Below are 22710 nucleotides of genomic sequence, written 5' to 3'. Positions count from 1 at the left end.
CATGGCGTCGGCCATCCTCATGTAGGGGCGACTTCAGTCGCCCACGTGTTCATCGGGCGACTGAAGTCGCCCCTACAGGTCATGCGGGAAACTGCGTAGGTCGGGTTAGCGCAGCGTAACCCGACAGCCATCGGCCAATCGGCGGGCTGCCGTCGGGTTACGCCCTGCGGGCTAACCCGACCTACACAAGCGATTTCCCGATCAGCTTTCCTTGCTGCAGTCGCGCGGCTTGATGCCCTTCTCCTTGGCGTAGGCGGCGGCGGATTCTTCGATCATGCCGCGCACCAGCGGGCGGTCGGAGTCGATCCAGTCGGTGATGACCTTCCACTGGTTGCCGTCCCATTGCTGGAACTTCACCTTGCCCGGGCCTTCGTGATCGGCGCACGACAGCTTGAGCGGCGGCATGAAGCCGGTGGCGCCCAGCGCCTTCAGGCGGGCGTCGTCCAGGTTGAGGTTCTCGAAGCCCCAGCGCACCTGCTCGCCGGTCATGGCCTTGCCCTTGCCGAACTTCTCCTGGGCCTTGCGGATCGCCTCGACGGTGATGATCCCGTGCACCACGCCGCGGTTGTAATACACCGAGCCGATGCGGGTCTTGTCTTCCATGTTGCCCTTGTCCTTGCCGTACACGTGCTTCTTGATGTCGGCGACCACCGGGTAGTTGGCGCCCGGCACGTTGAAGCCGGCGGCAATGAAGCCCTTGGCGGCGGGGCCGGCGGGGATGGTGTCCTCCTCGGCGCCGGACCACCACACACCGATCAGCTTCTCGCGGGGGAAGCCGGTCTTGGCCGCCGCCTTGATCGCCGTCGGGTTCATCACGCCCCAGCCCCACAGGATCACGTAGTCGGGCTTGGCCTGGCGGATCTGCAGCCACTGGGACTGCTGCTCGTTGCCCGGGTGGGCCACCGCGATCTTCAGGACTTCAAAGCCGTGCTTGGCGGCCAGCTTGTCCATGATCGCGTGGGATTCCTTGCCGTAGGCGGAGTCGTGGTAGAGCAGGCCGATCTTCTTGCCCTTCAGCTTGTCCATGCCGCCTTCCTTCTGGCCCATGAAGTTCACGATGGCCGACGCCTGGGACCAGTAGGTGGTAATCATCGGGAAGACCCACGGGAACACCCGGCCGTCGGCCGCGTCGGTGCGGCCGTAGCCGATGGTGACCATCGGGATCTTGTCCTGGGCGACCTTCTCGAGCACCGAGTAGGTGATGCCGGTGGAAACCGGCTGGAACACCGAGTTGCCGGTGGCGCCTTTCTTCTTCAGGCGCTCGTAGCACTCCACGCCGCGGGCGTTGTTGTACTCGGTCTCGCACTCTTCCCAGGTGAGCTTGACGCCATTGACGCCCCCGTCGCGCTCATTGACGAGCTGCATGTAGTCGATCCAGCCGCCGAAGATGCCGGCGCCGCCGGCCGCATAGGGGCCGACCCGGTAGCTGGGCAGGCCGATGAACTGTTCGTCGGCGCTCGCCACGCCACTGCCCAAGAGGCCGGCGATGGCAGCACCCAGCAGAACGGTGTGCTTGAGTTTCATGGTGTGTCTCCTTTATTGGTGTGGGTGCTACGACGAAACAGGGTGATTACCCACGTTCGTGAAGAAAGCGTCGCGAGCCGGCCCGAGGCTGGAACGAGGAGCGGAGCTGTACGTGAGGTACAGCGAGCACCGGAGTTTCAGGATCGGGACGCGCAGTAGCTTTATTCATGAACGTCAGTGCGGGAAGGGCCACAGGCGCAATTTCTCCTTGGCGATCTGCCACAGGCGGGCGAGGCCGTGGGGTTCGACGATCAGGAAGAAGATGATGAGGCCGCCGAACACGATGAGCTGGAAGTTGGACACGAAGCCCGCCCCCAGGGATTGCCCGAAGATCATCGGCACGAAGTTGTCCAGGAAGATCGGCAGCAGCACGATGAAGGCCGCCCCGAGGAAGGAACCCATGATCGAGCCGACCCCGCCGATGATGATCATGAACAGGATCTTGAAGGACAGATCCAGGTTGAAGGCTTCCGGCTCCACGGTGCCGATGTAGGTGTAGGCGTAGAGCGCGCCGGCCACGCCGCAGTAGAAGGAACTCACCGCGAAGGCCAGCAGCTTGGTGCGCATCAGGCGGAAGCCGATCACCTGGGCCGCCACGTCCATGTCGCGCACCGCCATCCAGGCCCGGCCGGTGGAGGAGCGGACCATGTTCTTGGCCAGCAGCGCCATCGCCACCACGATCAGGAAGGTGAGAATGTACTTGGACTCGGGGGTGTCGAAGGTGAAGCCGAGGATGGTCACGTCCTGGACGGTGACGACGCCGGAGGACGAGTTGTTGGAGAACCACGGAAACTTCACCAGCGCCCACACGATGAAGAACTGCGCCGCGAGAGTGGCCACCGCCAGATAGAAGCCCTTGATGCGCAAACTGGGCAGCCCGAACAGGATGCCTACCAGCGCCGCGGTGAGCCCGGCCAGCACCAGCGCCACCAGGAAGGGCATGCCGTCGATGCGCAGGATGAAGTTGTACGCCGCGAAGGCCCCCACGGCCATGAAGGCCGCCGACCCGAGGGAGAGTTGCCCCGCGTAGCCGGTGAGGATGTTGAGCCCGAGGGCAGCGAGGGAGAAGATCAGCACCGGGATCAGGATGGCCTTGAGCCAGTACTGGTCGGCGATGAGCGGCACCGCCACGCCGAACACCAGCATCAGCACCCAGAACCCGATGCGGTCCTGGCGGATCGGAAAGATCCGGGCATCTTCGGCATAACTGGCCTTGAACTGGCCGGCTTCACGGTAAAGCATGGGTGGGTCTCCTTCTCCGCTCAGGCAGCTGCCCGCTGCGGGCTGACAGTCTTGTTATGGTGTTCGGCAGGGGTGTTTGCGGGGTGCGCGGCCGGGGCCGCATCGCCGCGCAGAAAGCAATCGCGCCCGAAAGGTTTCCCTTCGCCCATGAACGGAAACCGTTCACCGGGATTTGGTTTCCGTTCACCCGCGATTGGTTTCTGTTCACGCCGGTTTGGTTTCTGTTCACCGAAAATTGGAAACCGTTCACCCGGCGTTGGTTGATGTTCCCGCGGGATTGGAAACTGTTCGCCAGCCAACAGAAACCTATCTGCCACGAACAAAGACCGTTCAGCCCCGCTTGCAGCCGGGCGGGCGGCGGCGGGAGGCATTGCGGCAGCCGCCGCCTTCCCCGCTGCGCCCTGGTCGACATGGAATCGGTTCATCGCCTTGTCTCCCCGGTCACACGCGGTCGATGTGCTTCTCGCCGAACAGCCCTTCGGGGCGCACGAGCAGGAAGGCCAGGGCCAGCATGTAGGGGAACCAGCCTTCGATGCCGCCCCCGACCATCGGGCCCACATACACTTCGGCCAGCTTTTCGGAGGCGCCGATGATGAGGCCGCCGACGATGGCGCCGGGCACCGAGGTGAAGCCGCCGAGGATGAGCACCGGCAGGGCCTTGAGGGCGGTGAAGGTGAGGGCGAACTGCACGCCGTTGCGGGCGCCCCAGATCATCCCCGCCACCAGGGCCACGAAGCCCGCCACCGCCCACACCACGCGCCAGATGGTCTGCAGCGGGATGCCGATGGACAGGGCGGCCTGGTGGTCGTCGGCCACCGCCCGCAGGGCCCGGCCCACCTTGGTGTATTGGAACAGCAGGGCCAGCAGGGCCACCAGCGAGGCAGCCACGCCCGCAGCGAAGAGGTCGAACTTGGAGACGCCGATCTCGTAGTTGTCCATGAGCCAGGCGATGGGCTCATCGACGATGCCCAGATCCAGCCCGCGCACGGTGGCGCCCCAGGTCATCTGGGCGAGGCCCTCGATGACGTAGGTGAGGCCGATGGTGGCCATGAACAGGGTGATGTGGGGCTGATTGACCAGCGGCCGCAGCACGATGCGCTCGGTGAGGGAGCCCAGCACGATCATCGCGACGAAGGCGAGCAGGAAGGCCAGCCAGAACACCCCGCTGCTGTCGGCCTCCAGCCCCAGCCAGCCGGGCAGCACCTCCTGAAAGCCGACGAAGGTGAGCGCGGCGAAGAACACCATCGCTCCCTGGGCGAAGTTGAACACGCCCGAGGCCTTGTAGATCAGCACGAAACCGAGGGCCACCAGAGCGTACATGACGCCCGACAGCAGACCGCCAATCAGCACTTCGATGAAAAATTGCATCTGCCTCTCTCCTCTGCGGCGGGTCGGGCCCGATTGCCCGCTGCCGCTTCTTCTGTCGTTCGGTGTCGGGTTACTGCGCCACCCCGACCTGCGGTGCTTCAGATGTCGGGTTACGCTGCGCTAACCCGACCTACGTTTGCTGCCGCGTCTTCTGTCGCTGGATGTCGGCTTACGCTGGGCTAACCCGACCTACGGTGTTGCCGCTGCGTAGGTCGGGTTAGCCCGAAGGGCGTAACCCGACACCCAGGTCAATGTGAAGCTGCATAGGTCGGGTTGGCCCGCAGGGCGTAACCCGACACCCTCCGGTCAATGGGAAGTCCCAAGGTAGGCCTTGATGACCTCCGGGTTGTTCTTCACTTCGTCCGGCGCGCCATCGCCGATCTTCTTGCCGTAGTCGAGCACCACCACGCGGTCGGAGATGTCCATCACCACGCCCATGTCGTGCTCGATGAGGACGATGGTGGTGCCGTAGTGGTCATTCACGTCGAGGATGAAGCGGCACATGTCCTGCTTCTCTTCCACGTTCATGCCAGCCATCGGTTCGTCGAGGAGCAGGATGTCCGGCTCGGCGGCGAGGGCCCGGGCCAGCTCGACGCGCTTCTGCAGGCCGTAGGGCAGGCGGCCCACCGGGGTCTTGCGGATACCCTGGATCTCCAGGAACTCGATCACCTCTTCCACCTTGATGCGGTGGGCGATCTCCTCTTTCTGCGCGGCACCCCAGTACAGGGCGTGCTGCAGGAAGTTGCACTTCATCTTGAGGTTGCGCCCGGTCATGATGTTGTCGAGCACGGTCATGCCCTTGAACAGCGCAATGTTCTGGAAGGTGCGGGCGATGCCCTGCTCGGCCGCCTCGTGGGGCTCCATCTTCTTGCGCAGCGCCCCCTTGAAGAAGATCTGCCCTTCCTGGGGGTGATACACGCCGTTGATGACGTTGAGCATCGAGCTTTTGCCGGCGCCGTTGGGGCCGATGATCGAGCGGATCTCGTGCTGCTTCACGTTGAAGCTGATGTCGGTGAGCGCCTTCACGCCGCCGAAGCGCAGGGAGATGTTCTGGAGGTCGACGATCACGTCGCCAATCTGTCTGGCCATGTCGGTCTCCGTGTCAGGCCGCTTTGCGCGCCTGGGGCGCGAAAGTCTTGGCGTCCTCGATGCGCAGGTTGGCGGACACCTTGTTGGTGCGGCCGTCCTCGTAGGTCACCTGGGTTTCGATGAACTGGCTCTTCTTGCCGGCATACAGCGCGTCGATGAGCACCGCGTACTTCTCGGCCACGAAGTTGCGGCGAACCTTGCGGGTGCGGGTCAGCTCGCCGTCGTCGGCGTCGAGTTCCTTGTGAAGCACGAGGAAGCGCTTGATCTGCGAATCGCCCATCTTGGGGTCGGACGCCAGATCCGCATTGACCTGCTCGACGCACTCGCGGATCAGCTCGTACACCTGGGGCTGGCTGGCGAGGTCGGTGTAGCCCGAGTAGGCCATGCCCTTGCGCTCGGCCCAGTTGCCCACGGCTTCCAGGTCGATGTTCACGAAGGCGGTGACGAAATCCCGGCCGTTGCCAAAGCACACCACTTCCTTGATGTGCTGGAAGAACTTGAGCTTGTTCTCGATGTAGTTGGGGGCAAACATGCCGCCGCCGGTGAGCTTGCCCACGTCCTTGGCCCGGTCGATGATCTTGAGGTGGCCGTCCTCGTCGAAGAAGCCCGCGTCGCCGGTCATGAAGTAGCCCTCGGCGTTGATCGACTCGGCGGTGGCGTCCGGGCGCTTGTAGTAGGCCTTGAGCAGCATCGGGCCACGCACCAGGATCTCGCCGTTGTCGGCGAGCTTGACCTCCACGTTGGGGGCCGGGGTGCCGACGGAATCGAGCTTGATCTGACCGTCGGGCTGCAGGCACACGTAGGCGCAGGTTTCGGTCTGGCCGTAGAGCTGCTTGAGGTTGATGCCGATGGAGCGGTAGAAGCGGAACAGGTCCGGCCCGATGGCGGCGCCGGCGGTGTAGGCCACGCGGATGCGGCTCATCCCCAGCACGTTCTTGAGGGGGCCGTAGATGAGGGCGTTGCCAAGCCAGTATTGCAGGCGGTCGCTGCCGGAGACGGGCTTGCCGTCGAGGATGTCCGCGCCGCAGCGGCGGGCCACGTCCATGAAGTGGGCAAAGAGCTTGCGCTTGATGCCGCCGGCGTCCTCCATCCGGATCATCACCTGGGTGAGCAGGTTCTCGAACACCCGCGGCGGCGCAAAGTAATAGGTGGGGCCGATCTCGCGCAGGTCGTTCATCACCGTCTCGCCCGATTCGGGGCAGTTGATGGTGAAGCCGGCCACCAGCGCCTGGGCGTAGGAGAACAGGTGATCGCCTACCCAGGCCATCGGCAGGTAGGAGAGGATGTCCTCTTCGTCGGAGAGGCGGTCGAACTGGCAGCCGCCCTGGGCCGCGGCAATGAAGGCGCCGTGGGTCTGACACACGCCCTTGGGCTTGCCGGTGGTGCCGGAGGTGTAGAGCATCACCGACACGTCGTCGCTGCTGCCCTTGTCGATCTCGTGACCGAGGAAGTCCGGGTGATTGCGGCCGTGGATGCGACCCATCTCCAGCACCTCGTCCAGACCGTGCAGGAAGGTCTGGTTGTAGTGGCGCAGGCCGCGGGGGTCGTCGTAGATCACGTGCTCAAGGAGCGGCAGGCCGTCCTTGATCTCGAGCATCTTGTCCACCTGCTCCTGATCCTCGACGCAGGCGAAGCGGATCTCCGCGTCCTGCATCACGTAGGACATTTCCTGGGCCACCGCGTCCTGGTACATCATCACCGGGATACCGCCCAGGCACTGGCAGGCGGCCACCGACCAGTACAGCCGCGGCCGGTTGTCGCCCACCACCGCCAGGCGGTCGCCCCGCTTGAAACCGAGTTCCGCCAGCCCGCTGGCAATGGCCTGCACCCGCTCGGCCACTTCGGCCCAGGTGTAGGTCTGCCAGATGCCGTATTCCTTTTCGCGCATCGCCGGCCGATTGGGCCGCTGCCGGGCGTGGTGCATCAGCAGGCGCGGAAAGGTGTCCAGGCTGCTCATCTCGGCCGAAGTCTCGCCGGTGTTTGCCATCCCCATCCTCCTCCGGTCTTGTCTCGCGTCGTGCCCGCGGTCCGGAAACGGCCGCGGATAGTGTGTTTTGTGACGTGAGGACAGTCTGGCAAACCATGTTTGCTCAACTGTTTTTCAAATGTACGGAATTGTGATCGGGGGCTGCGCGGGGGCGGGGGCACGCACGGCAGGGGTGGGGTCGTCGTCGGCTGGCGACGACCCCGGCGCGCAGGCGGGCCGTGCAGCCCGCCATGACCACCCTGACCGACCGCCCACGGGGCAGGTCCGGATCGGTTTCGGTCACCTCATCATCTTAGACGACGAACGCGCGCCCTGCGGGGCAAATGCCAGGTGGCAACGACGGGGGCATCCACCCCGCGCGATACCGTCGCCTGCACCAAGGAGCCAGCAGTCTGCAAGGCGCGAAAGGGGTGAAAAGCCCCATCGTGGGCGGTGCGACTTAGCGCACGAATGGTCAGACCGGGGCGCGCTATCATCGAAACCAGCCCGCCTCCGCAACACTTTTTCACCTCCGGACCGGCCCCCGATGATGATTTCCGCCCTCCGCCGCTCCCTCGTCGCCCTCTCCCTGTGCCTGCCGTGCCTGTCCGTCGCCCTCGCCGGCGATGCCGCGCCAAGCCCCGTCGAGACGCGCCTCGAAGCCGCCGCGCTGGCCGCCCAGGCGGCGGTGCAGATGGGCCCGCGGGACATCGAGCTGGGCGATCAGGGGGTGCTCAAGCTGCCCGAGGGCTTCGGCTTCATCCCCCGGGACGAAGCCCAGGCGCTGATGGCCGCCCAGGGCAACCGGAGCAGCGGCAAGGGCTTTCACGGGCTGGTGGTGAGCCCCGATCTGGCGGGCTTCGTGGCGGTGGAGTTCAACCCCGCCGGCTACGTGAAGGACGAGGACGCCCGCGACTGGAACGCCGATCAGCTCCTCAAGAACCTCAAGGACGGCACCGAGGCCGCCAACGCCGAACGCCGCGCCCAGGGCCTGCCGGAGGTCAGCGTGGTCGGCTGGGTGGAGGTGCCCAGCTACGACCCGGCCACCCACCGGCTGGTGTGGTCGGTGGCCGCCCGCGCCAAGACGCCTCAGGCCGGCGGCGACGGGGTCAACTACAACACCTACGTGCTGGGCCGCGAGGGCTACTTCTCGCTGAACCTGGTCACCAGCATGGACCGGGTGGAGCTGGAGAAGCCCGCCACCCGCGAGCTGCTGGCCGCCCTCAGCTTTCACGAGGGCAAGCGCTACGCCGACTTCAACGCCGCCACCGACCGCATGGCGGAGTACGGGCTGGCGGCGCTGGTGGGCGGCATGGCGGCCAAGAAGCTCGGCCTGTTCGCCAGCCTGGGGCTGTTCGTCGCCAAGTTCTGGAAGGTCGGCCTGCTGGCGATGGTCGGACTGGGCGCGGGCGCCACCCGCATGCTGGGCCGCAAGAAGGATTCTCCCCCCTGACCCGCACCCGCCCGCCATCGGCGGCCCGCTTGCCCGCAACGGGCATCTCCAGGAAAATCCACTGGCAAACTAACTCGGCACAGCGAATCCACGGCCCGGCATGGGCCGTTTTTCGTGGGCGCCCCCGGTCATGAAACTCCTCCTGCTCCTCCTCGGCGGCGCCAAGTTCGGCAAGCTGCTCACCACCGCCGGCACCATGTTGCTGTCCATCGGCGCCTACGCCCTGATCTGGGGCTGGCGCTACGCCGCCGGCTTTGTCGCGCTGATCTTCTGCCACGAGATGGGCCACTACCTGGCCGCCCGCCGGCGGGGCCTGAACGTGGGCGCGCCCACCTTCATCCCCTTCCTGGGCGCGTGGATCGAGCTGAAGGAGCAGCCCATGAACGCCGAAACCGAGGCCTACGTGGCGATGGCCGGGCCGCTGGCCGGCACCGCCGCCGCGCTGCTGTGCTACTTCGTGGCCCGCTCGGAAGGCAGCGATCTGCTGCTGGCGCTGGCGTATTCGGGCTTCTTCCTCAACCTGTTCAACCTGATCCCGGTGCCGCCGCTGGATGGCGGGCGGATGACCGGCGTGGTGTCGCCGACGTTTTGGCTGGTTGGCGCGCCGGTGCTGGTGGCGATCTTCCTGTGGCGCCCCAGCCCGATGCTGGTGCTGGTCGCCCTGCTGGCCGCACCCCACATGTGGCGCGCCTTCCGCGGCGAGGCCGCGCCCGCCCCCGGCTACTACGACACCCCGCCGGCCAAACGCCTCGAATACGCCGTGCTCTACCTGGGCCTCACCGCCTGGCTGGCGGTGATGACCCACGACGTGCACGAGATGCTGGCGGCCGTGCGGGGCTGAACGCTACTTTGCCAACCAAGCAGGCGAAGTAATGCACCCACTTTCTAGCTAGAGAAACGCAATGCAGGCACTCAGAAGAGACGCCAAGACAGGCTAAACCACCACAAACAACGCAACTCACATAGAATCGTAGCCTTCAATAAACCCATGTACTCGTCAAGCAATGATTACCGAGCTGACTCTAAAGAACTTCAAACGCGTTGAAGACGAAACATATAGGTTTGGCGAACTGGATCTACTGCTCGGACGAAACAACAGCGGGAAGAGTACCGTCCTGCAAGCCTTAGCCATATGGCAATATTGTGTAGATGAGTTTCGTCAGTCAAAGTCACGCAAAGATGGCGACAGAGGAATCCAAGTGGTTCTTCCAAACTTCTCCGCTCTTCCGGTACCAGAGTTCAATCTGCTTTGGCACAACAGGATTGATCGACGCTCCATAGTAGAGGATGGCAAGAGAAAGCCAAAGTACATTTTGATTGAAATTCTGGTCAAGTGGAGAGCTTCGAACGGAGAAGAGTGCAAATTTGGGGTTGGGTTACGATACCACTCACCGCAGGCGATTTACGCCATCCCCATTGAAGGCTGGCAGCATTTTCGAGACCTTCTCAACGAAGGTGAGGACTTAGGCAGCAAAAGCAAACTACCACGAATTGCATACGTCCCGCCCTTTTCTGGCCTTGAGCCTACAGAAGAGTGGCGCGACGACGGCCCAATAAGAAAGCAGGTAGGAAAAGCACAGCCGGGGAGCGTCCTTCGTAATCTCTTGCTGAGAGTAGCTCAGGACTACCCTGACGACTGGAATGAAGTTGAGAAGATTATTGAAAGATGGTTTTCTGTAAAACTATTAAAACCCAATTATCGCCGAGGCGTGGACACTCAGATTGAACTGGAATATCGCCACGGCGACAAAAAATTTGACATTATCGCGGGAGGTAGCGGTTTTCACCAAACACTTACCTTACTCGCCTTTCTTTTTGGGTACCACCCAAGCAGCATCCTCATGGACGAGCCAGACGCGCATCTCCATGTCAATCTTCAAAGAGAAATCATCGACTACTTCAAACAAAAATCGCAGGAACGAGGCGTTCAGTTCTTAATAGCCACACATGCAGAAGAATTCGCACGGGGCGTCAATGCTCGCCAGATCGTCTCTATGCTAACAGGCCATCCTAGACGCGTCGAGACAACTCCAGACATACTAAGAGCAATGTCTGACGTGTCTAACCTCGAAATCAGTCAGGCGATCACAACCCCCTTTGTTCTCTACCTCGAAGGCGAAGACGATGAGCGGCTGCTGCGAGCGTGGAGCACCAAATGTGGCGCCAATGACATATTCTGCAAATTCTTTGTTCGAACAATGGGTGGCGGAGGGAAGAAGTCGATGCTTGATTTCGCCAACCAACATTTCAAAGCAATCCGTCAGATAGCACCAACAATTGAAAGACTAATACTCCTGGACTACGACTCGGACGAGTCATTTCATCCAGAACCTCAAAACAAGAATATATTTGAGTGGAGAAGAAAGAACATTGACAGCTACCTTTTGTGCCCAGACCCTTGGAAGCGGCTAACTGCAAAGCAACTCGGGCATCAGTTTGGTGATCTCTTCATGCAGGAGCTAGACAAGAAAACGAATCAGTTCTTCACCGAACAAAACTTGACTCTACCGCCTGGACGGACCTGGCGAAACGTGACCGCCCAGATATTCCAAATCCTCGACGGGAAACGTCTTTTATTCTCTGGCAACGAGTCACTATTTCAGCAACTAAAAAAAATAAACGCTGAACTTGAGATATCCCGGGAACGCGTAGCAGCAGAAATGCTGCCAGAGGAGATACACCAAGACATCTTTGACTTCTTTTCTAGACTACGAGATCTGCTGCCGGACCTACATACAGCAATAGCAGACAAGCAGTAAGTTAGCATTCGGTATGAAAAACGGCGCCACGCGGGCGCCGTTTTTCGTGCATCCTCCCCAAGCGGGGAGAATGGCTTCACGTCACTTACATGCTGCGCCGGTACTGACCGCCCACGTCGTAGAGCGCAGTGGTGATCTGGCCCAGGGAGCAGTAGCGCACCGCCTCAACCAGCACCGCGAACACGTTGCCGTTCTCGATGACGGTCTCCTTGAGCTTGGCGAGCCACTTGGGCGCTTCCTCGGCGTTGCGGGCCTGGAAGTCGGCGAGGCGCGCAAGCTGGCTCTGCTTCTCGTCCTCGGAGGAACGGGCCAGCTCGATCTCCTGCTGGGCCATGCCCTTCGGGTTGAGGAAGGTGTTGACGCCGATGATCGGGTAGGAGCCGTCGTGCTTCTTGTGCTCGTAGTAGAGCGACTCTTCCTGGATCTTGCCGCGCTGGAAGCCGGTCTCCATGGCACCCAGCACGCCGCCGCGGGAGCTGATGGCCTCGAACTCCTTGAGCACCGCTTCTTCGACGAGGTCGGTGAGTTCCTCGATGATGAAGGCGCCCTGGTTGGGATTCTCGTTCTTGGCGAGGCCCCATTCGCGGTTGATGATGAGCTGGATCGCCATCGCGCGGCGCACCGATTCCTCGGTGGGGGTGGTGATCGCCTCGTCGTAGGCGTTGGTGTGCAGCGAGTTGCAGTTGTCGTAGATGGCGATCAGCGCCTGCAGCGTGGTGCGGATGTCGTTGAAGTCCATCTCCTGGGCGTGCAGCGAGCGGCCGGAAGTCTGGATGTGGTACTTGAGCTTCTGGCTGCGCTCGTTGGCGCCGTACTTGTTCTTCATCGCCACGGCCCAGATGCGGCGGGCGACGCGGCCGATCACCGAGTACTCCGGGTCCATGCCGTTGCTGAAGAAGAAGGAGAGGTTGGGCGCGAAGTCGTCGATGTGCATGCCGCGGGCAAGGTAGCTCTCGACATACGTGAAGCCGTTGGACAGCGTGAAGGCGAGCTGGCTGATCGGGTTCGCGCCGGCTTCGGCGATGTGATAGCCCGAGATCGACACCGAGTAGAAGTTCTGCACCTTGTTATGGACGAAGAACTCCTGGATGTCGCCCATCATCTTGAGGGCGAACTCGGTGGAGAAGATGCAGGTGTTCTGGCCCTGGTCTTCCTTCAGGATGTCGGCCTGGACGGTGCCGCGCACGGTGGCGAGCACCCATTCGCGGATCTTCTGGTATTCGTCGTCGGTGGCGTCGCGGCCGTTCTCGGCCTTGAACTTGACGAGCTGCTGCTCCAGCGCGGTGTTGAAGAACATCGCCAGGATGATGGGCGCCGGGCCGTTGATGGTCATCGACACGGAGGTGGTCGGGTTGACCAGGTCGAAGCCGTCGTACAGCACCTTCATGTCGTCCAGTGTGGCGATGGAGACGCCGGAGTTGCCGATCTTGCCGTAGATGTCCGGACGCGGATCGGGGTCGCAGCCGTAGAGCGTGACCGAGTCGAAGGCGGTGGAGAGGCGATGCGCCGGCATGCCCTCGGACACCTTCTTGAAGCGGCGGTTGGTGCGGAAGGCGTCGCCTTCGCCGGCGAACATCCGGGTGGGGTCTTCGCCTTCGCGCTTGAAGGCGAAGACGCCGGCGGTGAAGGGGAAGGAGCCGGGGACGTTCTCCTTCATCAGGAAGCGCAGGGTCTCGCCGTCGTCCTCGAAGCGCGGCAGGGCGACCTTGCGGATCTTGCTGCCGGAGAGGGATTCGGAGGTGAGGACGGTGCGGATCTCCTTGTCGCGGATCTTCACCACGTACTCGTCGGCCGAATACAGCTCGACGGTCTTGGGCCACATGTCGAGAAGCTTCTTGGAGGTGCCGGTGAGTTCGCCGTCCTTCCACTCGATGAGTTCGGCAAAGCTGCCGGCGTCCTTCTTGCAGCCTTCGAAGAGCTGCCTGGAGATGCGCAGGGCCTGACGCTCGCGGGCGATGCGGGCCTGCTCCGAGGTGTGCTTGTGGTAGCCACGCACGGTGTCGGCGATCTCGGCGAGGTAACGGGCGCGCTCGGCCGGGACGATGGCGCGGCCACGGCTGGACGCCTTCACCGCCACGATGGGCAGCTTCGCCTTGGCCAGCTTGAGGCCCTTGGCGACGAGCGCCGGGGCCAGCGCCTGATAGAGCGCGGTCACGCCGTCGTCGTTGAAGCGGGCGGCCATGGTGCCGAACACCGGCATGTCGTCGGTCGGCGTGGTGAACAGCTCACGGTTGCGCTGGTACTGCTTGCGTACGTCGCGCAGGGCGTCTTCCGCGCCCTTACGGTCGAACTTGTTGATGGCCACGAAATCGGCGAAGTCGAGCATGTCGATCTTCTCGAGCTGGCTGGCGGCGCCGAATTCGGGGGTCATCACGTACAGCGACACATCGACGAAGGGGACGATGGCGGCATCGCCCTGGCCAATGCCGGAGGTCTCGACGATCACGAGATCGAAACCGGCCAGCTTGGTGGCGGCGATGACTTCGGGGAGGGAGACGGAGACTTCCTTGCCGGTGTCGCGGGTGGCCAGCGAACGCATGAAGATGTTCGGGTGCTCGATGGCGTTCATGCGGATGCGGTCGCCCAGGAGCGCCCCGCCGGTGCGCTTGCGCGACGGGTCGATGGAGATGATGGCGAGCTTGAGCTGGTCGTTCTGGTCGAGGCGGAAGCGGCGCACCAGCTCGTCGGTGAGGCTGGACTTGCCGGCGCCGCCGGTGCCGGTGATGCCCAGCGCCGGCGTCTTGAGGGCCTTGGCGGCGTCGATCACGGCGGCCTTCACGTCGTCGCCGTAGGCGCCGTTCTCGAGGCCGGTGACGATCTTGGCCAGCGCACGGCGGTCGCCCGAACGGAGGGCGGCCAGCACGGCCTCGACGCCTTGGGGGCCGGCGTGGGAGAGGTCCTCGTCGCACTTCTGGACGACGTCGTTAATCATGCCCTGCAGGCCCAGGATGGCACCGTCTTCGGGCGAGTAGATGCGGGTGACGCCGTAGTCGTGGAGTTCCTTGATCTCGGCCGGCACGATCACGCCGCCGCCGCCGCCGAAGACCTTGATGTTCTCGCCGCCGTTCTCGCGCAGCAGGTCGATCATGTACTTGAAGAACTCGACGTGGCCGCCCTGGTACGAGGTGATGGCGATGCCCTGCACGTCTTCCTGAAGCGCGGCATTGACGATCTCGCCCACCGAGCGGTTGTGGCCCAGGTGGATCACCTCGGAGCCGGTGGACTGGAGAATCCGCCGCATGATGTTGATGGACGCGTCATGGCCGTCGAAGAGCGCGGCGGCGGTGACGAAACGCACCTTGTTCTTGGGCTTGTATGCGACGAGTTTCTTGGCAACGCTCAGGTCGGTCATGCTGTCTCCCCCAACTCATGTTTATCGATCCTTGAATGGTAGAAGGCCCCCCACACCTTTGCCATTGCCGTTGTCGACGGGATTCGTGCAAAATCCGCCAAACGGCAGGCAGCGCCGCCGGCCGCCCCTCCACCGGATCGGAGAACCCCCTTTGGCAAGCGCCGCAACCCGCAAACGCACAAGCGTATCAATGGGTTTCGTCACCGGGATGCTGTCCGGAATGCTGCGTCGCAATATCGACCCGACCCCCCACCTGGCCGGCCTCGACATCGATCTTGCAGACGCGGCCAGCCGGGTGCCGGTGGATCGCTACGCGACCCTCTACAACCGGATCATCGCCGCGCTGGACGACGAGGGCTTCGGGCTGTTCTCGTGCCGGATGGGGCCGGGCAGCTTCGAGTTCCTGTGCCGCGGCATGCTCGGCGCCCCGACCCTCGCCGACGCCCTCGACCGGGCCCGGCGCTTCCTGTCCATCGTGCTGCCCGACCTGACGGTGCGCATCGAGCGCCGCGACACCCGCGCCGAGCTGCACATCGACGAGGCCGCGCCGATCACCGCCCACCCGGACGACCCGGCCCGGGTGTTCGCCTTCGAGTGGCTGCTGCGGCTCATCCACAGCCTGTCTTGCTGGCTGGCCGGGCGCGGGCTGGCGCTGGATTCGGTGGATTTCCCGTTCAGCCGCCCGGCCCACGCCGACGACTACGCGCTGGTCTACACCGAGCTGTCCCGCTTCGTCGGCGGGCAGCGGCTCACCGCCCGCTTCAACGCCACCCTCCTCGACCTGCCGATCCGCCGCGACGAGGCCGCCCTCACCAGCTTTCTCGAAGGCGCGCCGGGCCGCATCAGCATGCTCTACCGGCGCGACCGGGCCACCGTGCTGCGGGTGCGCGACCTGATCCGCGCCGCCCTGCCGGCCAGCCTCTCCCAGGACGACGTGGCGAGCCGCCTGCACATGTCGCCGCGCACGCTGCACCGCCGGCTCGACGAGGAAGGCGCCAGCTTTCGCGGCATCAAGGAAGCCCTGCGCCGCGACATCGCCCTGGCCCGCCTCACCAAGACCCGCCAGCCCATCGCCCAGGTGGCGGCCGATCTGGGCTATGCCGACACCTCGGCCTTCTACCGCGCCTTCACCGGCTGGACCGGCATGTCGCCGGAACGCTACCGGCGACAGCTGGCCGGGCAAACCCACGAGACGCCCGGCGCCTCCACGTAGAATCCAGCCATGCCACCTCCGCCCCCCCTGACCGACGCCCTGCTCCGCGAAGCGGACGCGCTGCTGCTCGGTCTGCTGCGCAACGACCTGATCGGGGTCTACGTGCTGCAGGATCTGCAGATCCGCTACGCCAACCGGCGCTTTGCCGAAATGTTCGGCTACACCCCCGAGACGCTCCTGCGTCACCCCGAGGTAGAGCGCTTCATCTGCCCCAAAGACCGGGAGCGGGTGCTCGACACCGTGGCCCGGCGCATCCGCGGCGAGACCGACACCGCCCACTACACCTTCCGCGGCCAGCACGCCGACGGCCGCCTTCTTGAGCTGGAGGTCTTCGGCAACCGCACCCAGCTCGAAGGCCGCCCGGCGATCATCGGGCTGATGCTCGACATCACCGCCCGAAAGACGGCCGAGCAGACCACGGTGGAGCAGCTGCACTTCATCGGCCAGCTCATCGAGGCGATCCCCAGCCCGGTCTTCTTCAAGGACGACCAGGCCCGCTACCTGGGCTGCAACCGCGCCTTCGAGACCTACATCGGCCGCCCCCGGGAGGCGCTCATCGGCCGCTCGGTGTTCGACATCTCGCCGCCCGAGCTGGCGGCCCGCTACCACGAGGCCGACCAGATGCTGTTCGACCACCCCGGCGTGCAGACCTACGAAGCCTCGGTCGAATCGAGCGACGGCCTGCGCAAGGAGGTGATCTTCAACAAGGCCACCTGGCTCAAGGCCGACGGCAGCGTGGGCGGGCTCGTCGGCGTCATCACCGACATCACCGACCGCAAGCAGAGCGAAGCCCTGATCTGGATGCAGGCCAACTACGACCCCCTCACCGGCCTGCCCAACCGGCGCCTGCTGGGCGACCGGCTCGCCGAACAGATCAAGCGCGCCCAGCGCGAGCAGGGCAGCCTGGCCGTGCTGTACATCGACCTGGACCGCTTCAAGGAGGTCAACGACGCCCTCGGTCACGAAGCCGGCGACCGCCTGCTGATGGAAGCGGCCCGCCGGGTGGTGGGCTGCGTGCGCGGCACCGACACCGTGGCCCGTCAGGGCGGCGACGAGTTCACCGTGCTGCTGCCCGGCCTGTCGGAGCGCGCGCCCATCGAGCGCATCGCCGAAGACATCATCCTGGCCCTCACCGAGCCCTTCACCCTCGGCGACGAGCAGGCCTACGTCTCCGCCAGCATCGGCATCACCCTCTTCCCCCAGGACGCCGACAACGCCATCGCCATCCTCAAGAACGCCGACCAGGCCATGTACCACGCCAAGGAAGAGGGGCGAAACCGCTTCTGCTACTTCTCGCCGGCCATGCAGGAGCGCGCCATGCTGCGGGTGCAGCTGGGCAAGGATCTGCGCAGCGCCCTTACCGAAGGGCAACTCAGCCTGCACTTCCAGCCCATCCCCCACCTGGGCAGCGGCGCCATCCACAAGGCCGAGGCCCTGCTGCGCTGGACCCACCCCCAGCGCGGCCCGGTCTCGCCCGCCGAGTTCATCCCGGTGGCCGAAGAGCTGGGCCTGATCGACGCCATCGGCGCCTGGGTGTTCCGTCACGCGGTGGCCGCCGTGGCCCGCTGGCGCGAACGCCAGCCGGGCGTGCAGATCACCGTCAACGCCTCGCCCCGCCAGTTCGCCACCGGCAACTCGCTCGAGGTGCTGCTCGACGAGCTTGACCGCCACCGGCTGCCCGGCAGCTGCATTGCGGTGGAGATCACCGAAGGCCTGCTGCTCGACGAGCGCCCCACCGTCACCGCCCAGCTTGCCCGCCTCAGCGCCGCCGGCATCCAGATCTCCCTCGACGACTTCGGCACCGGCTACTCGGCGATGGCCTACCTCAAGCGGATGGACATCCACACCCTCAAGATCGACCGCTCCTTCATCCGCGACCTCACCACCGACCCCAGCGACCTGGCCATCACCGAAGCCATCGTCGCCATGGCCCACAAGCTCGGCCTGCAGGTGGTAGCCGAAGGCGTGGAGACCGACGCCCAGCGCCAGCGCCTCATCGCCGCCCACTGCGACTACGGCCAGGGCTACCTGTTCGCCCGCCCGCTGCCCGAAGACGCCTTCCTCGACCTCGTCGCCCCGCCCCCCGCATGATCGCCCGCATCGCCACCCCGGCCATCAAGCCCAGCTCCCCCGAGGACCTGCGCCGCTACGACCTGCTCCTCGCCGGCTTCGACCTGCTCGACCAGGCCATCGCGGTGTTCGACGCCACCCCCAAGCTCGTCACCTGGAACAAGGCCCTGCTGCGCCTGCTGGATTTCCCCGAGACGCTGGTGCGCGTCGGCACGCCCTTCGAGGAGTTCCTGCGCTTCAACTTCCAGCGCGGCGAATACGGCGGCGGCGACGTGGAGCGCCTGATCGCCGAACGCATGGCCTCGGTGCGCGCCTTCCAGCCCCACAGCGCCGAGCGCACCCGCCCCAACGGCCAGGTGCTGGCGATCCGCGGCGTGCCCATCCCCAACCTGGGTTTCGTCTCGCTTTGGACCGACATCACCGAGCAGCGCCGCTACGAGCGCCTCATCGAGAGCCAGAACGCCGAACTCGAAACCCGGGTCAGCGCCCGCACCGCCGAACTCGAAGCCGCCACCGCCCGCCTCGACGCCCTGGCCGGCCAGCTGTCCCGCAGCGAGGAGCGCCTGCGCCTCATCATGGACGCGATTCCCGCCCTCATCGCCTACGTGGACGCCGGCGAGCGCTACCGCTTCGCCAACCGCGGCTACACCGAATGGTTCGGCCTCGACCGGGACACCATCGTCGGGCGCAGCATTCAGGACGTCTTCGGCCCCGAAGCCTACGCCCAGATCAAGCCCTACCTCGACCAGGCCGCCGCCGGCGAGCAGGTCAGCTACGAATACTCCCGCATCAACGCCGCCGGCAAGCAGGTGTACGCCCGCAGCGCGGTGGTGCCTGAAGCCTCCCTCGCCGGCGGCGTGCAGGGCTACTTCGTGCTCTCCATCGACATCACCGAACAGAAAGCCAGCCAGGCCGCGCTGATCCAGGCCCAGAAGATGGAAGCCGTCGGCCAGCTCACCGGCGGCCTCGCCCACGACTTCAACAACCTGCTCACCATCATCACCGGCAACCTCGCCACCCTGCAGGACAAGCTCCCCGCCCACCAGGGCTACGAGGACTACCTCGCCCCCGCCCTCTCCGCCGCCCGCCGCGGCACCGAGCTGATCCGCCGGCTGCTCACCTTCTCCCGCCAGCAGCCGCTGGAGCCCACCCCGGTAGAGGTCGGCGCCCTGGTGCACGGCATGACCCAGCTCCTGTCCCGCTCCCTCACCGAGCGCATCGCCATCCAGCTGGCGCTCCCCACCGAAAAACTCTACGCGCTGGTGGACCCGCACCAGCTCGAGAACGCCCTCCTCAACCTCGCCATCAACGCCCGCGACGCCATGCCCGACGGCGGCGAACTCGCCATCGCGGTGGCCCGCCGCCACGTCTCGGCCAGCCTCGCCCTGCTGGTCGAAGTGCCCGCCGGCGAGTACGTGCAGTTCGACGTCTCCGACACCGGCAGCGGCATCGCGCCGGAACTCCTGCCGCGGCTCTTCGAACCCTTCTTCACCACCAAGGCCTTCGGCACCGGCAGCGGCCTCGGGCTGGCGATGGTGTACGGTTTCATCCGCCAGTCCGGCGGCAACATCCGCATCCTCAGCACCCCGGGCAAGGGCACCAACGTGCGCTTCATCGTGCCCATGACCGACGCCCCCAGCGCCACCCCCGCCGCCCCCGCGCCCGAATCCATCGATCTCGCCGCCGAAAGCCGTCTGGTGCTGCTGGTCGAGGACGAGCCCGAGGTGCGCAAGGTGCTCCGCCAGCAGCTCACCGAGCTGGGCTTCCCGGTGATCGAGGCCGGCAACGGCTTCGAGGCCCGGGCCATGCTCGAAGCGGTAGACGACATCGCCCTCCTCGTCTCCGACACCGTGATGCCCGCCATGGGCGGCCGCGAATTGGCCGCCGCCGCCCGCGCCCTCCGGCCTACACTGCCGATACTGCTCATCACCGGCTACGCCACCGGCGACGCAAGCCCGGTCCTGCCGGACATCCCCACCCTGCGCAAACCCTTCGACCGGGCCGCCCTCGCCGCCGCCATCCGCGGCGCCGTGGCGCCCTTCGCCCCCTCGGAGCCCACCGCCCCATGACCACGCCCGACAAGGACACGCCCCTCATCTTCGTCGTCGAAGACGAAGCCGACATTGCCCGGCTCATCGTCGGCACCCTGGCCGAATACGGCTTCCGCAGCGAAACCTTCGGCACCGGCCGCGCCCTGCTGGCCCGCGCCCGCCGGGTGCAGCCCGAGCTGGCCATCCTCGACCTGGGCCTGCCCGACATGGACGGCCTGCAGGTGCTGCGCGAGCTGCAGGAGAACCACCCCTGCGCGGCGCTCATCCTCACCGGCCGCGACGGCCTCACCGACCGCGTGCTGGGCCTCGAACTGGGCGCCGACGACTACCTCGTCAAGCCCTTCGAGCCCCGCGAGCTGGTCGCCCGCGTGCGCTCCATCCTGCGCCGCTACCAGAAGGCCCCCGCCAGCGAGCCCGCCGGCCACAGCGCCGTGCGCTTCGCCGGCTGGCACTTCGACATCGGCCGCCTCAGCCTCGCCCACGACGACGGCCGCGAGGTGAGCCTCTCCGCCGCCGAAGCCGCCCTGCTGCAAACGCTCCTCAAGCGCCCCAACAAGATCCTCACCCGCGAGCAGCTCATCGGCGAGCGCGAACTCGACCCCTTCGACCGCAGCATCGACGTGCGCATCTCGCGCCTGCGCCGCAAGCTCGAGGACGACCCGCAAGACCCGAAGATCATCAAAACCGTTTATGGCGCCGGCTACCTGCTGTGCGCCAGCGTCGACTGGATCGGCTGACCGCACCCACAAAAAAACCCGCCCCGCCCAAGGGCGGCAGCGGGTTCCGGATCGACGCGCAAAGCCCGTTCAGTCGAAGGGCTTGGGCCGCGGCGTGGCGTCCGCCGACGGCGGCAGGACAGGCATCGAGAACTGCGGCTGCTTGCCGGTCAGGGTCTTCAGGAAGGCAACGATGCGGGCGTTCTCCTCGGCGCTGAACTTGCGGCCCAGCTGTACCCGGCCCATCGTATCCACGGCCTCGGGCAGGGTATTGGCGGCGCCGTCGTGGAAGTACGGGTAGGTCAGTTCCACGTTACGCAACGTGGGCACCTTGAAGTTGAAGCGGTCGGCGTCCTGCCCGGTCACCGCCACGCGCCCCTCGGCCGGGCTGCTCGCCTTGTACGGCTCCACCACGCCCATCTTCTGGTACGAGTTGCCGCCCACCGCCGGGCCGTTGTGGCAGGCCACGCAGCCGCTGTCCTTGAACAGCTTGTAGCCGGCCAGCTCGTCGGCGCTCAGCGCCTTCTTGTCGCCCTTCAGCCAGCGGTCGAAACGGGAGTCGGGCGTCACCAGCGTCTCCTCGAAGCTGGCGATGGCCTGAGTCACGCGGTCAATGCTCACCTCCTCGCTGCCGAAGGCGCGCTTGAAGGCGCCGCGATAGCCGGGAATCGTCTTCAGGGTGGCCACCGCCAGATCGTGGCTGTACGCCATCTCGCCCGGATTGGCGATCGGGCCGCCGGCCTGGGCCTTCAGGTCGGCCGCGCGGCCGTCCCAGAACTGGGCCAGGTTGAAACGCGAATTGAGCACCGTCGGCGCATTGATCGGCCCCTTCTGCCAGCCGTGACCGATGGACGACTTGAGGTTGTCGCTCCCCCCCATCGACAGGTTGTGGCACGAGTTGCACGAGATGAAGCCGGATTTCGACAGGCGCGGATCGAAGAACAGCATCTTGCCCAGCTCGACCACGGCCGGGTTGGCTACCCGGGCGGGCGCGATGGGTTGGATCGGTTCGGAGCCGGTCGCCGCGGAGGCAACCGACAGCGGCGCGAGCAGGCAGGCCAGCAGCGCAAGGCCGGACTTGAGTTCGGATTTCATGGGACGCTCCAGTGGGTGACGAAGACGTCCGGCCGGCCCTGCCGCCGGGTTGCGGCCGGTCTGGCCGGACGACCCCCCGATTATCCCACCCAAAACTTAAGCAATGCTTAAGCAATACCTGAATGTCGTCGCCCAGGCACCCGCAGGGCCTCCCGCCCCCCACACCCCATCTGCCGCCCACCGCCGGCGGCCCGCCGGCACCCCGCCCCTTCCTCCTCCCGCCCCCCGCTCGTACAATTTCGGGTTCCGACTAAATAAATGAGGGAGAACAACCATGACCAGACCTTTCAAGATCCTCGGCGTCCAGCAGATCGCCATCGGCGGCCCGTCCAAGGATCGCCTGCGCACCCTGTGGGTGGACATGTTCGGCCTCGAGGTGACCGGCAACTTCAAGTCCGAGCGCGAGAACGTGGACGAGGACATCACCGCCATGGGCAAGGGCCCGTTCAAGGTCGAGGTCGACCTGATGCAACCCCTCGACCCCGAAAAGAAGCCCGCCGTGCACACCACCCCGCTCAACCACGTGGGCCTGTGGGTGGACGACCTGCCCAAGGCCGTCGAGTGGCTCGGCGCCAACGGCGTGCGCTTCGCCCCGGGCGGCATCCGCAAGGGCGCGGCCGGTTTCGACATCACCTTCCTGCACCCCAAGGGCAACGACGAGTTCCCCATCGGCGGTGAAGGCGTGCTGATCGAACTGGTCCAGGCGCCGCCCGAAGTGGTCGACGCCTTCGCCAAGCTGGCGGGCTGATCGAGAGGCCGGGAAAAAACCCTTCTCCCGGTATGCCCACGACGCGGGAAAACGAATACCATTC

General features: G+C 65.3%; 16 protein-coding genes. 8 read left to right on the top strand and 8 right to left on the bottom strand.

Annotated features, from left to right (window positions below):
- Positions 1–201: 201 nt before the first annotated feature.
- The 6 genes from ACE3N6_RS12115 to ACE3N6_RS12090 all read right to left on the bottom strand — a co-directional run bounded on the left by ACE3N6_RS12115 (position 202) and on the right by ACE3N6_RS12090 (position 7210).
- The gene (locus ACE3N6_RS12115; protein WP_374246029.1) at positions 202–1524 is read right to left on the bottom strand and encodes an ABC transporter substrate-binding protein; all 1323 of its coding nucleotides are present in this window, start codon (positions 1522–1524) and stop codon (positions 202–204) included.
- Positions 1525–1698: 174 nt separating this feature from the next.
- A complete protein-coding gene (locus tag ACE3N6_RS12110) occupies positions 1699–2766 on the bottom strand; it encodes a branched-chain amino acid ABC transporter permease (protein WP_374246028.1) in 1068 nt (355 codons plus the stop codon).
- 20 nt (positions 2767–2786) lie between these two features.
- Positions 2787–3191, bottom strand: a complete 405-nt coding sequence (locus tag ACE3N6_RS12105) for a hypothetical protein (RefSeq protein ID WP_374246027.1) — start codon at positions 3189–3191, stop codon at positions 2787–2789.
- Positions 3192–3207: 16 nt separating this feature from the next.
- Positions 3208–4134, bottom strand: a complete 927-nt coding sequence (locus ACE3N6_RS12100) for a branched-chain amino acid ABC transporter permease (RefSeq protein ID WP_374246026.1) — start codon at positions 4132–4134, stop codon at positions 3208–3210.
- A gap of 306 nt (positions 4135–4440) precedes the next feature.
- Positions 4441–5223 (bottom strand): ABC transporter ATP-binding protein, encoded by a 783-nt coding sequence (locus tag ACE3N6_RS12095; RefSeq protein ID WP_153163134.1) that lies wholly within the window; start codon positions 5221–5223, stop codon positions 4441–4443.
- A 13-nt stretch (positions 5224–5236) separates the two neighbouring features.
- Positions 5237–7210 carry a long-chain fatty acid--CoA ligase gene (locus ACE3N6_RS12090; RefSeq protein WP_374246024.1) on the bottom strand — a complete coding sequence of 658 codons (1974 nt, stop codon included), beginning with the start codon at positions 7208–7210 and terminating at the stop codon, positions 5237–5239.
- Positions 7211–7736: 526 nt separating this feature from the next.
- Here ACE3N6_RS12090 and ACE3N6_RS12085 point away from each other — a divergent pair.
- The 3 genes from ACE3N6_RS12085 (at position 7737) to ACE3N6_RS12075 (ending at position 11401) form a co-directional block, all read left to right on the top strand.
- Positions 7737–8642 (top strand): DUF2167 domain-containing protein, encoded by a 906-nt coding sequence (locus ACE3N6_RS12085; RefSeq protein WP_374246023.1) that lies wholly within the window; start codon positions 7737–7739, stop codon positions 8640–8642.
- Between the two features lie 130 nt (positions 8643–8772).
- Entirely contained in the window at positions 8773–9483 is a 711-nt protein-coding gene (locus ACE3N6_RS12080) for a site-2 protease family protein (RefSeq protein ID WP_374246021.1), read from the top strand.
- Positions 9484–9646: 163 nt separating this feature from the next.
- Positions 9647–11401 carry an ATP-dependent endonuclease gene (locus ACE3N6_RS12075; protein WP_374246020.1) on the top strand — a complete coding sequence of 585 codons (1755 nt, stop codon included), beginning with the start codon at positions 9647–9649 and terminating at the stop codon, positions 11399–11401.
- Positions 11402–11486: 85 nt separating this feature from the next.
- On the opposite strand, the gene icmF is transcribed toward ACE3N6_RS12075, so the two are convergent.
- On the bottom strand, positions 11487–14753 hold the full coding sequence (icmF, locus tag ACE3N6_RS12070) for a fused isobutyryl-CoA mutase/GTPase IcmF (RefSeq protein WP_374246019.1): 3267 nt from the start codon (positions 14751–14753) through the stop codon (positions 11487–11489).
- A gap of 220 nt (positions 14754–14973) precedes the next feature.
- On the opposite strand from icmF, the gene ACE3N6_RS12065 reads away from it, so the two are divergent.
- Genes ACE3N6_RS12065 through ACE3N6_RS12050 form a run of 4 tightly spaced genes read left to right on the top strand, consistent with a single transcriptional unit; the run spans position 14974 to position 20824 of the window.
- Positions 14974–15966: an AraC family transcriptional regulator gene (locus tag ACE3N6_RS12065; protein ID WP_374246017.1), complete on the top strand. Its 993-nt coding sequence runs from the start codon at positions 14974–14976 to the stop codon at positions 15964–15966.
- Positions 15967–15975: 9 nt separating this feature from the next.
- Positions 15976–18057 (top strand): putative bifunctional diguanylate cyclase/phosphodiesterase, encoded by a 2082-nt coding sequence (locus ACE3N6_RS12060; protein ID WP_374246016.1) that lies wholly within the window; start codon positions 15976–15978, stop codon positions 18055–18057.
- Positions 18054–20105, top strand: coding sequence for a PAS-domain containing protein (locus ACE3N6_RS12055; RefSeq protein WP_374246015.1), 2052 nt, complete (start codon positions 18054–18056; stop codon positions 20103–20105). Before ACE3N6_RS12060 ends, ACE3N6_RS12055 begins: the two co-directional genes overlap by 4 nt.
- Positions 20102–20824 carry a response regulator transcription factor gene (locus tag ACE3N6_RS12050; protein WP_374246014.1) on the top strand — a complete coding sequence of 241 codons (723 nt, stop codon included), beginning with the start codon at positions 20102–20104 and terminating at the stop codon, positions 20822–20824. The genes ACE3N6_RS12055 and ACE3N6_RS12050 overlap by 4 nt, the downstream gene beginning before the upstream one ends.
- 69 nt (positions 20825–20893) lie before the next feature.
- Here the strand turns inward: ACE3N6_RS12050 and ACE3N6_RS12045 are convergent, their stop codons facing one another.
- A complete protein-coding gene (locus ACE3N6_RS12045; RefSeq protein WP_374246013.1) occupies positions 20894–21898 on the bottom strand; it encodes a cytochrome-c peroxidase in 1005 nt (334 codons plus the stop codon).
- Between the two features lie 274 nt (positions 21899–22172).
- On the opposite strand from ACE3N6_RS12045, the gene ACE3N6_RS12040 reads away from it, so the two are divergent.
- Positions 22173–22646 carry a VOC family protein gene (locus ACE3N6_RS12040; RefSeq protein WP_374246012.1) on the top strand — a complete coding sequence of 158 codons (474 nt, stop codon included), beginning with the start codon at positions 22173–22175 and terminating at the stop codon, positions 22644–22646.
- Positions 22647–22710 lie beyond the last annotated feature (64 nt).

Source organism: Zoogloea sp. (genome assembly GCF_041904905.1).
GTDB lineage: Bacteria > Pseudomonadota > Gammaproteobacteria > Burkholderiales > Rhodocyclaceae > Zoogloea.
This window is presented reverse-complemented; position numbering and strand designations above follow the sequence as displayed.